Annotated in this window: 10 protein-coding genes and 1 tRNA gene; 6 read left to right on the forward strand and 5 right to left on the reverse strand. The window is 71.3% G+C overall.

The genetic code is table 11. The features are described from left to right. Positions 1-435 carry an ATP-binding protein gene (locus tag ACWDBE_RS08795; RefSeq protein WP_449792300.1) on the reverse strand — a complete coding sequence of 145 codons (435 nt, stop codon included), beginning with the start codon at positions 433-435 and terminating at the stop codon, positions 1-3. Between the two features lie 202 nt (positions 436-637). On the opposite strand from ACWDBE_RS08795, the gene ACWDBE_RS08800 reads away from it, so the two are divergent. The 3 genes from ACWDBE_RS08800 to ACWDBE_RS08810 are packed head-to-tail and all read left to right on the forward strand — an operon-like array spanning position 638 to position 1,909. Beyond that, on the forward strand, positions 638-1,537 hold the full coding sequence (locus ACWDBE_RS08800) for a helix-turn-helix domain-containing protein (RefSeq protein ID WP_449807572.1): 900 nt from the start codon (positions 638-640) through the stop codon (positions 1,535-1,537). After that, complete coding sequence (locus tag ACWDBE_RS08805) at positions 1,500-1,631, forward strand: DUF397 domain-containing protein (RefSeq protein ID WP_449807573.1); 132 nt, start codon at positions 1,500-1,502, stop codon at positions 1,629-1,631. The genes ACWDBE_RS08800 and ACWDBE_RS08805 overlap by 38 nt, the downstream gene beginning before the upstream one ends. Before the next feature lie 23 nt (positions 1,632-1,654). Next, positions 1,655-1,909 carry a DUF397 domain-containing protein gene (locus tag ACWDBE_RS08810; RefSeq protein WP_449807672.1) on the forward strand — a complete coding sequence of 85 codons (255 nt, stop codon included), beginning with the start codon at positions 1,655-1,657 and terminating at the stop codon, positions 1,907-1,909. Positions 1,910-1,978: 69 nt separating this feature from the next. Here ACWDBE_RS08810 and ACWDBE_RS08815 read toward each other — a convergent pair whose 3' ends face one another. Both ACWDBE_RS08815 and ACWDBE_RS08820 read right to left on the reverse strand, forming a co-directional pair. Next, entirely contained in the window at positions 1,979-2,341 is a 363-nt protein-coding gene (locus ACWDBE_RS08815; protein WP_449792297.1) for a peptidoglycan-binding domain-containing protein, read from the reverse strand. Between the two features lie 113 nt (positions 2,342-2,454). Then, positions 2,455-3,084: a CGNR zinc finger domain-containing protein gene (locus ACWDBE_RS08820; protein WP_449807574.1), complete on the reverse strand. Its 630-nt coding sequence runs from the start codon at positions 3,082-3,084 to the stop codon at positions 2,455-2,457. Positions 3,085-3,181: 97 nt separating this feature from the next. On the opposite strand from ACWDBE_RS08820, the gene ACWDBE_RS08825 reads away from it, so the two are divergent. The 3 genes from ACWDBE_RS08825 to ACWDBE_RS08835 all read left to right on the forward strand — a co-directional run bounded on the left by ACWDBE_RS08825 (position 3,182) and on the right by ACWDBE_RS08835 (position 5,446). Then, the gene (locus ACWDBE_RS08825; RefSeq protein WP_449807575.1) at positions 3,182-4,249 is read left to right on the forward strand and encodes an alcohol dehydrogenase catalytic domain-containing protein; all 1,068 of its coding nucleotides are present in this window, start codon (positions 3,182-3,184) and stop codon (positions 4,247-4,249) included. 6 nt (positions 4,250-4,255) lie between these two features. Beyond that, entirely contained in the window at positions 4,256-5,254 is a 999-nt protein-coding gene (locus ACWDBE_RS08830) for an alpha/beta hydrolase (protein ID WP_449807576.1), read from the forward strand. 108 nt (positions 5,255-5,362) lie between these two features. Further along, positions 5,363-5,446: transfer RNA gene (locus ACWDBE_RS08835), tRNA-Leu, on the forward strand. Positions 5,447-5,623: 177 nt separating this feature from the next. On the opposite strand, the gene ACWDBE_RS08840 is transcribed toward ACWDBE_RS08835, so the two are convergent. Then, a complete protein-coding gene (locus ACWDBE_RS08840; protein WP_449807577.1) occupies positions 5,624-5,803 on the reverse strand; it encodes a hypothetical protein in 180 nt (59 codons plus the stop codon). Between the two features lie 280 nt (positions 5,804-6,083). After that, a complete protein-coding gene (locus tag ACWDBE_RS08845) occupies positions 6,084-6,353 on the reverse strand; it encodes a hypothetical protein (protein ID WP_449792292.1) in 270 nt (89 codons plus the stop codon). Positions 6,354-6,680 lie beyond the last annotated feature (327 nt).

A 6,680-nucleotide genomic window follows, 5' to 3' on the forward strand; every position in this document is an offset into this window, starting at 1 on the left:
TCAGACGGTGACGAGGACGGGGGTGGGGACGGGAGCGACGAGGACCCAGACGAACTTGCCGACGCCGTCCGGGCGGGAGGCGCTGCCCCAGCGTTCGGCAAGCTCGTTGACGAGGAAGAGTCCGCGGCCGTGTTCGTCGTCGGGGGTGGGGGCGTGGAGGGCGGGGTGGGTGGTGCCGGCGTCGTGGACTTCAATCCTCAGGCGGGAGTTAACGAGCGAGAAGCGGACTTCGATGTGCCTCTCGTCGGGGGCATCCGAGTGCTGGACGGCGTTGGCGAACAGTTCACCGAGAAGCAACTCGGCCGTGTCGCCGTACCGTTCGCCCGAGGGGAGCCCGGAGAGGTACGCCCGGAGCAGGTAGCGCGCGAGGGGCGTGGACTCGGTCCGCGAGTCGAGGCGCGCGACGAACATGCGGGGGCGACGGGCAGTGAGCATGGGGCACCTCGAAGGGGGCGGAGGGGCGTGCGAGTGGGGCGCGAAGTTCACGCTGCGCACGCAGATGATCGCTTTCCGGTGTCAATGATCGGCCTGCGGGGGTACGGTTGCGTCCAAATCCACGTGTTGGGCACGTGACGCACAGGTGGGAGTGGTGATGACACGGCGAAAGCAGCGAGGACCGACGGCGAGCTCCGCGATCATGTTCGGCGAGGAGATCCGCTACGCGCGCGAGCAAGCGGGCTACACCCAGGAGGAGTTGGGCAAGCTGCTCCACCTCGACCGGACGGTGGTCTCACGGACCGAGGGTGGGCGACGCAAGCCGCCTCTCGACGAGGTCGTGGAGATCGGGCAGCTGCTGGACGCCGGTGACCTGCTGATGCGGCTGTACGGGCGGGTCGACTGGAACGTGGCGATCGATCACCCGGACTGGTTCCAGGAGCGCGCGGATCTTGAAGCGGTCTCGGTTGCGTTGCGGGTGTACCAGGACAGCATGATTCACGGCCTGTTGCAGTGCAGGCAGTATGCGCATGCGCTCTTCGCCAACGGCGCTGTGGTCCTGAGCGCGGGGGAGATCGAGGAGCGGATCCGCGCCCGACTCGGTCGGCAGCGTCGTTTTCTCGCGCCCGACGGGCCGCTGTTGCTCGTCATTCTCGATGAAAGTGCCATCCGCACGGCCGTGGGTGGGCCGAGCGTGATGAGGCGTCAGATGGAGCATCTCCTGCGGGTGGCGCAGCTCCCGAACGTCATCATTCAGGTGGCGCCGTTCTCGAACCGGCGGACCTTCGTCAAGACAGCCATGGTGTTGCTGGAGCTGCCGGACGGAGAGCGCTGGGTCTACTCGGAGAGCCTTGACCGAGGTCATCTGAGTGATGCTTCCGACACCGTGGCCAAGCACCAGCGTCGCTATGATCAGCTCCGGGCCGAATGCCTGTCAGAGGCTGACTCGCTACAGCTGATCGCCGATGCGCTGGAGGGTTACAGAGATGATGAGCAACGAGCTCGCCGCAGCCGCTTGGTGGAAGAGCAGCTACAGCGGGGACGACGGCGGGGACTGCATCGAGGTGGCGTCCGGATTCCCCGGCCTCGTTCCGGTGCGTGACTCCAAGGACCCGCAGGGCCCGGCGCTCGTTTTCCCGGCCGCTGCCTGGGAAGCCTTCGTTGCGGCCGTCCGTGAGGGCGACTTCCCGGCGTAGAACTCCCCGAGGAGCGAGCTGTGTTGATCTGGCGGAAGAGCAGCCACAGCGGTGACAACGGCGGTAACTGCATCGAGCTCGCCGTGGCCGCCTGGCGGAAGAGCAGCTACAGCAACAGCGACGGCGGCAACTGCATCGAGGTAGCCCCCGGATTCCCCGGCCTCGTTCCGGTGCGTGACTCCAAGGACCCGCAGGGCCCGGCACTCGTCTTCCCGGCCGCCGCCTGGGAAGCCTTCGTCGAGGCCGTCCGCACCGGCAGCCTGCCGCTCGAAGGCTGATCCAGCCCCTCAATGCCCTCGGGGCGGAGCACCCGCCGGTGCCCCGCCCCGATGCGTTGACCAGTCCTGTCAGCAGGCCCAGCCGCTCGCGTTGCTCCAGTAGTCCAGCTTCGCCCAGGTCTGCGGGCCGACCTCGCCGTCCACCGCGAGGCCGACGCAGCTCTGGAACTTGTAGACGGCGCTCAGGGTGGCCTGGCCGAAGACGCCGTCCTTGTTGAGCTGGTAGCCCTGGTTGGGGTTGATCGAGAGGTTCAGTTCGCATTGGAGGGCCTGCACGGCGGCGCCGGTGCTGTTCGGCCGGAGCAGCGGCTCGGAGGTGGAGTATCCGCTGCAGGTCGCTCCGGGCTGGGCGGCGTTGGCGGTGCCGGCGGTGGCGACGGAGCCGGCGAACAGCAGGCCGGCGACGGCCAGGCCGGTGACGAGCTTGCGCATTGAGGATTCCCTCCCGTTGGCGTGCGCCGTACCGGCGGCGCAGAGTGTGTGTACCAAGGGTGGCCCGAGAGGTCCCGTGAGGGCTGTCCAGAAAACACCTCATCCGGGTGCGCTTATCGGATAGACGCAGCCTCCTCTTCGCCCTCAGTGGTCGCCTGGCTCCTCGCCCGGTAGGCCCGCTTCTTCACCAGGGCGCCGCAGGTCTTCATCGAGCACCAACGCCGTGCCCCCGCACGGGAGGTGTCGACGAACGGTGTTCCGCACGCCGGGTTCCCGCAGATGCGGACACGCGTCCGTTGGTCGGATCCGCAGAGTTCGATCAGGTCCCGCGCGACCATGGAGAGTACGGCCGCGATGTCGTCCCCGTGCCAGCGGACGGTGGCCGCGTCGGGTGAGAGCACGGGCGCCGAAGTCGGCGCGGCGGCAGCGCGGTTGACGAGGTCGACGTCCCCGGGTGCGGGCGTCGTTCCCTCCGCCAGGGTGAGGCCGATCCGCTGGACCGCCTCGCGGAGTCGCCTGGCGCCGTCCAGGTCGGCCTCGCTGCAGGCCGGCGCGGCCGTCGTGCAGCCGCTCTCCACGCACCAGCGGCTCAGGTCCTCCGGTCGGGCCAGCCGTTCGACCCGCACCTCCTTGCCGCGGTCGGCCAGCGTGCCGGAGAAGGCGAAGCACAGCCGCGCGTCGTCGAACCGGAAGTCGGTCTTGGCGCGCTGGCGCCCTTCTCGTCGGCCGTCCCCATCGCTCATGTCCACCACTTTAGGTGGTTGACGCAGTGCGCGGCGAGCACATAGCGTCCAAGTCCACCGCTTGAACCGGTGGACAAACCCTGAGGAGGTGGCGTCCATGCGCGCCGCAGTCATCGAAGAGCTCCACGAGCCCCTCGCCGTCCGCGAGGTGCCCGACCCCGATTGCCCGCCGGACGGCGCGATCGTGCGCGTCGGGGCCAACGGCATCTGCCGCACCGACTGGGCGCTGTGGGCGGCGGAGTTCTGGACGGGAGGGCCGCGGGTCGAGCCGCCGTTCGTCCTCGGCCACGAGTTCGCAGGCACCGTCGTGGAGGTCGGCCGGGACGTCCGGGGCTGGCGGGAGGGCGACCGCGTCATCTTCCCGATGAACCCCGGTGAGGGCTCCTGCGAGATGTGCCGCAGTGGCAACCAGCACGTGTGCGAGCACGTGGACTCGCTCGTGCCCGGAGTCTCCTACTGGGGTGCCTTCGCGGAGTACGTCATGGTCCGCTTCGCCGACGTGAACCTCGTCCGGGTGCCGGAGTCCGTCGGCTTCGTCGACGTCGCCGCCCTCGCCTGCCGCTACATGACCGCCTTCCACGGCATCGTCGACCAGGCCGGGGTCCGCGGCGGGGAGTGGGTCGCGGTGTACGGGGCCGGCGGCGGCATGGGCCTGTCCGCGGTGGAGATCGCCGCGGCGACCGGCGCCAACGTCATCGCGGTCGACATCGACGGCGAGAAGCTCTCGGCCGCGCGCGCCCTGGGGGCCGTCCACACCGTCAACGCGGCGACGGACGAGCCGGCGGAGGCGGTGAAGGCCCTCACCGGCGGTGGTGCCCACGTGTCCGTGGACGCCGTCGGGATCGCCGAGGCCTGTCGGAACTCCGTGCTCTCGCTGCGCACGCGCGGCCGCCACCTCCAACTCGGGCACACCACCGGCGCGGAGCGGGGGGACGTCGCGCTGCCGGTCGACGTGATGATGGTCAAGGAACTGGAGTTCCTGGGCGCCTTCGGCATGCAGGGCCAGCGGTTCGGCACGATGCTCAACATGATCGAAGCCGGACGCCTCCACCCCGGCCGGATCGTCACCCGTACCGTCGGCCTCCACGAGGCGGGCTCGGTACTGGAGGCCCTGGAGACGTACGGGCCTACCGGCGTGGTCGTCATCGACGAGTTCGGGGCCTGAGCGGCCGTGGCAGCGGACACGACGAGGTCCGTTCCCCGCCTGCGGATCGACCCGGAACTCGGCCGGGCCCTCGCTGACGTTCCGATGACCCCCAACGGCGTGTTCGACCTGACCGACATCGCCGCCACGCGCGAGACGCTCCGCGCCTTCGCCGAGGCGAGCGCCGCCGACGCCCCCGACGACCCGTCGGTCACCGTGGAGGAACACCGCGCGGCGCGGCCGGACGGTGGCCCCGACGTGCCGATCCGTCTGCTGAGGCCCACGACCGCGAGCGGGCCGCTGCCGGTGCTGCTCTGGTTCCACGGCGGCGGGCAGGTGCTCGGCTTCGCCGCCCAGGACGACCCCTGGCTCAAGCGGCTGTGCGCGCGGGTCGGATGCGCCGTCGCCGCCGTCGACTACCGACTGGCTCCCGAGACCCCCGCACCCGGCGCCGCCGAGGACGGGTACGCCGGCCACCGGTGGCTCGTCCGTGAGGCGGGGGCCCTGGGCCTGGACGGCGCCCGGATCGGGATCGCCGGCCAGAGTGGCGGCGGAGGGATCGCGGCGGCCACCGCCCTGCTGGTCCGCGACCGCGGCGGCCGGGCGCCGCTCTTCCAGGCGCTGATGTACCCCATGCTCGACGACCGGAACCGGACCGCGTCGAGCCATGAGATCACCGACATCGGCATCTGGGACCGCTCCGCCAATCTCCTGGCCTGGCGGGCGGTCCTGGGCGAGCGAGCCGGAACCGGCGACGTCTGCCCGTACGCCGCCCCCGCCCGCGCGGAAGACCTCGGCGGGCTGCCGCCGGCCTTCATCGCGGTCGGCGAACTCGACTGCTTCCGCGACGAGGACCTGGACTACGCCACGCGCCTGCGGGCCCACGGCGTCCCGGTCGAACTCCACCTGTACCCCGGCGCCTACCACGCCTTCGACCTGTTCGCCCCCGAGTCGCAGCTCGCGCAGGCCTTCGAACAGGCCTGGCTCGGCTACCTCATCCGCCAGCTCCGGGCCCCGGCCCCGTAGCGCGACCGGGCGGCGGTCGCCCCCACCCTGGGGCGGCCCCGTCCGTTCGCCGGGGGGTGGTCAGAGGCACCCTTCCGGATGGTCTATAGTTTTCCTCATCACCCAGATGCGCGGGTGGCGGAATAGGCAGACGCGCTGGATTCAGGTTCCAGTGCCCGAAAGGGCGTGGGGGTTCAACTCCCCCCTCGCGCACAGTGAGCAGCCGGTCGATCTTCGGGTCGACCGGCTGTTCTGTTTTCCGCGGTCGCCGAGGGGTCCTCGCGGGTCTTTCACGGAGGCTCCGCGTCGCCGTCGAACCGGGCCGTGGCGCGGCCGGTTTCCCGTACCCCGTCCAGTCCGCGCGACCGGCCGGAGAGGAGTGAGCCGCCCTCAGCGGACCTTCAGCGGCTCTCCGGACGACGGGCGCGCGGCCCGACCGGCCCGGCGGGTCCGGCGGAGGGCGACGAGGACGGCCGTACCGGTGGCGGCCGCGAGCGCGAGCAGTGCGGCCACGGTCGTCAGCATCGTCATCAGGAACGCGACGGCCATGCCCAGGGCGCTCACCGCCATGCCCGGGCGGGCTGCCCGTGATCGACCGCGGGGCCGTGATCGGGCCCACCGGGGCGATGGCGAGCATGAGGCCATCAGGACGGCCGTGTCGGCTGGTGGCCGGTTCGTCGTCCACGCCCGCCGCGCCGGTTCCGCGGCCTTGCCGACCTGCGCCATGTGGTGCCTTTCCCCCGCGACCCGCGGTTCCTTCACGGGAACGGCCGGCCGACCTCCTGGTCGACCGGCCGTCCAACCGCTCCGGAGCTGTGAGGGCCTCACGACTCCGGCGATGCGGGGTTCGTCACTCGTTGTTCCACACGGCGCCCGCGCCGGTGTACGAGCCGCTGATGCCCTCGTTGTCGGCGTAGGTCCAGGCGGTGGCGTGGGAGAGGCCGTCCGGGCTGACGGTGGACTGGTTGGCGCCGAAGCCGGCGCCGTTCTGGTTGGCGGTGAAGAAGCCCTGACCGAAGGACGCGTCCAGGCCTTCGGTGGCCGAGGCGAGGCCGGCGCAGCCGATCACGAGCGGGGTGGTGAGGGCGGCGACGGCAAGGACACGCTTGACAGCACGCATGATGGTTCTCTCCGTGGAGTTCGAGATTCAGAAGCGGCGGCGACCGGTCGGCCCCGCCGGAACCAGCCAGCCATGGGCCGCGACTGCCCGCAAGCGACGCCGCCATCCGAACAGACCTCACGGCCTGTCAGACACACCGTGCTGACCTGCGAAAACGGCCGATCGGGCGATCTGTGGGCAAGGTCGTTCGGGCGGAGCACGCCGCTCGCCGGACACCACGGAGGCGGGCGGGGGGGGCGCCGGGCGGGCGGGCCGCCGGGGGGCCCCCCCCGCGGCCCCCGGCGGGGCCCCGGCCGACACCGACCCCCCCCCCCGGGGGGTGGGGGC

It is taken from the genome of Kitasatospora sp. NPDC001132, from assembly GCF_053598415.1.